We start from the raw sequence: 3152 nt of genomic DNA on the forward strand, positions 1-3152 counted from the left end.
GTGAGTAGTCGCTCGGATAGCGGGCGGTCTGCACCTTCTTCTCGACTTCCTTGCCGTCGACCATCTCGGTGTATTTGTGGTCGAAATGGACGGCATGCAGCGTTTCGACCAGCGGCAGGTCGAGCACCGACAGGTTGACTGCCTGCTCGCCGCCCACGGTGCCATGATTGTGCCAGGCGTCGTTGGGCGTCAGCACCATGTCGCCCGGGCCGAAGACCACGTCTTCGCCCTCGACGCCGGTGAAGTTGCCCTTGCCGGTCAGGCCGAAGCGAATGGCGCTCGGCGAGTGCTTGTGCGGCGGCATGATCTCGTCGGGATCATTCAGGCGGTAGGCGGTGTACATGGTGCTGACCGATGCACGCTTGGGTGCAAGTCCAGGATTGACCAGGATCAGCGAACGGCGCTCGCTGTCGTCCATGGTCACCAGTTCGGCGGCACGCTGCAGCAGCGGCTCGATGTCCGAATAGGACCACACGAAGGGAACGGCCTTCGACGTCGCCATCAGCTGCTTGATCTCGTCATGGTCGACGCCTTCCGACGTCGCCCAGAACGGAAACATGTTTTTCGCGTAGAGGGCGTCATAGAGGCCCTTGAGTGCTGCCTTCTTGTTGGTGAGCACATCGTTAGCTGGTTGCGCCAGGGACATATCGGACCTCTCGTCACGAAGAAAATGCTTCTAACCAACTCAACCGTATTCGCATTGGTTTTGCTCGACAATCCCCAAATTGCGAAATTTATAAGTTTTTGGTTGAGATGCATTTTCGGCAGGCAAATGCCTAAAAATGGGCAGAAATGGCCAAAATTCGCACAAAATGCACTCAGAAAGGCGTAATGAAGCCTACCCGCCACGGCCGCGCAGGCTCACGCGGCAGTCCAACCAACACAGATTTTTATCTCAACCAAAAGATTTTGGTTGCATGCCGGCGACCGCTATCAGGCCGCCACGCTCTGTTGAGCGCGGCTGCGGATCAGATCCACGGCCTTTTCGGCGATCATGATGACCGCCGCATTGATGTTGCCGCAGACGAGATCCGGCATCACGGAGGCGTCCACGACACGAAGTCCGGCAACGCCCCGCACCCGCAATTCCGGATCGACCACCGACTCCGCATCGACACCCATACGGCACGTGCCGGCCGGATGATGCACGGTGATCGAGGTCTTGCGGATATGCTCGTCGACCTCTTCGTCGCTCTCGCATTTCGGGCCGGGGAAGAATTCCGCGCCAACGAACGGGCCCATGGACGGCTGGCTGGCAAGGTTGCGCGCAACACGAAAACCGGCGCGAAGCGACTGCCAGTCGCGCTGCGAGGACAGGAAGTTCTGGTGGATCAGCGGCGCGGCGACCGGATCGCTCGATGCCAGCTTGACGCTGCCGCGGCTCTCCGGCTGCACGGCAACGATACGGGTCGCAAAGCCGTCGGCGAACGGCGCCTTGAAGGGCGACATGTAAGGCCATGCCCCAAGCGGTGCGGCGGTGAAAAGCAGCTGTACGTCCGGCAGCGGCCGGCTTGCATCGCTTTTCAGGAATGCCACGACGCCGCCAGGCACATCTCCTGAAAAGCCCTTTCCGGTGAGATAGGTCTTGACGAAATCCAGCCCGATACGATCGGCCCGCATCATCTTGAGAAACGGTCCCGGCTGTTTGCGTCGATACATCAGGATGACCGAAACATGGTCCTGCAAATTCTTGCCGACCTGCGCACGATCAACCTTTGTCTCGATGCCATGCGCCGCGAGTTCGCCGCTATCGCCTATGCCCGACAGCATCATCAGTTGCGGCGTGTTGATGACGCCGCCGGCAAGCAGAACCTCGCGCCGTGCCAGAACTTCATGGCTCGCCCCGCCTCTGGCATAGGCAACGCCCGTTGCGCGCCCATCCTTCAGCAGGATCTTCGTCGCCATCGCGCCGGTTAGCACCCTGACGTTGCCGCGGCGCATGGCGGGCCGCAGATAGGCGGTCGCGGTCGAGCAGCGCCGGCCGTTCGCAATTGTCATCTGCAGGCGGCCGAAGCCTTCTTGTATGGCGCCGTTGTAGTCGTCGGTCTGCGGGTATCCGGCATCACGGCTGGCCGTGGCGAAGGCATCGATCAGTTCATCCTTGTAGCGGCAGAACTGGGTGTTCAGCGGCCCGCTGCCGCCACGATACCGGCTTTCGCCCGCCTCCCAGCGCTCCTGCTTCTTGAAGTAGGGCAGCACCTTGTCGAACGACCAGTCCGTCAGGCCGCTTGCCGCCCAGCGATCGTAATCGCCGCGATTGCCGCGTACATACGCCATGGCATTGGTGGAGGAAGAGCCGCCGATGACCTTGCCGCGCGCGCATTCGACCTTGCGTCCGCCGACATTGGCCTCGGGCTCGCAGAAATACATCCAGTCGTGGCGGCGCTCGGTCAGTATCTTGCCCCAGCCGAGCGGGATGTGGATCATCGGATCGCGGTCCCAATCCCCCGCCTCCAGCAGAAGCACCGACACCGCGGGGTCTTCGCTCAACCGGTTCGCCAGCACGCAGCCGGCCGATCCCGCACCGACAATGACGTAGTCAAAGGTTTCGCCAGCCGGCATGCGTGATCCTCGGGAGAAAGACGGCCCGCCGCGATGGCAACCGTCGACGAAGGCAGTCAACCATCGCGCAACTGGTGTTGTCAACCATTGCGTACAGTTGTAGATTGGTTGAATTGGTTGAGTGCCGTCGAACAGGTTTTCGTGTCACAATATGATGTCAGGACGTTGAGTCGGCGGTCTGCCGATCGGACAGGAGATTTGGTTTTGAGCGCATTCGAGCCGCAGGTCGGACCATCGGATCTCGACGACATCATTGCCGCGGTCCGCCAGTTGCAGCAGGGCGGCGGCAAGCTTCCGTCCGAGCGCGATCTTGCGGAACATCTGAGCGTAAAGCGCCATCAGCTTCGCAAGGCGCTTGAAGTGCTGCGCCATTCAGGCGATCTCAAGCCAGCACGCGCCAGGCGGGCGCCGACCGCCCTTCCGAGATATGGCGAGGAACTGGTCAGGGTAACCAACCCGATCGAGGTTCTGGAATTGCGCCTGATCATGGAGCCGGGCCTTGCCCGGTTGGCGTCGCTGCGCGCCTCCTCTTTCGAGACGGCGCGGATCCTCGATGCGGCAACCACGCCGGAGAATGCCCCGTCGGGTGA

General features: G+C 61.4%; 2 protein-coding genes and 1 pseudogene. 1 reads left to right on the forward strand and 2 read right to left on the reverse strand.

The features are described 5' to 3' along the window. Together EN935_RS28585 and EN935_RS28590 are read right to left on the reverse strand one after the other, a co-directional pair. The coding region (locus tag EN935_RS28585) for a cupin domain-containing protein (protein WP_127373862.1) at positions 1-646 on the reverse strand (646 nt) is incomplete at its 3' end. Between the two features lie 287 nt (positions 647-933). Beyond that, complete coding sequence (locus tag EN935_RS28590) at positions 934-2562, reverse strand: choline dehydrogenase (RefSeq protein WP_127373863.1); 1629 nt, start codon at positions 2560-2562, stop codon at positions 934-936. A gap of 204 nt (positions 2563-2766) precedes the next feature. Between EN935_RS28590 and EN935_RS28595 the strand changes: the two are divergent. Then, positions 2767-3152, forward strand: a pseudogene (locus tag EN935_RS28595) (GntR family transcriptional regulator); the annotation flags it as partial.

It is taken from the genome of Mesorhizobium sp. M7D.F.Ca.US.004.03.1.1 (assembly GCF_003998635.1).
In the GTDB taxonomy this organism is placed as follows: Bacteria; Pseudomonadota; Alphaproteobacteria; order Rhizobiales; family Rhizobiaceae; genus Mesorhizobium; species Mesorhizobium loti.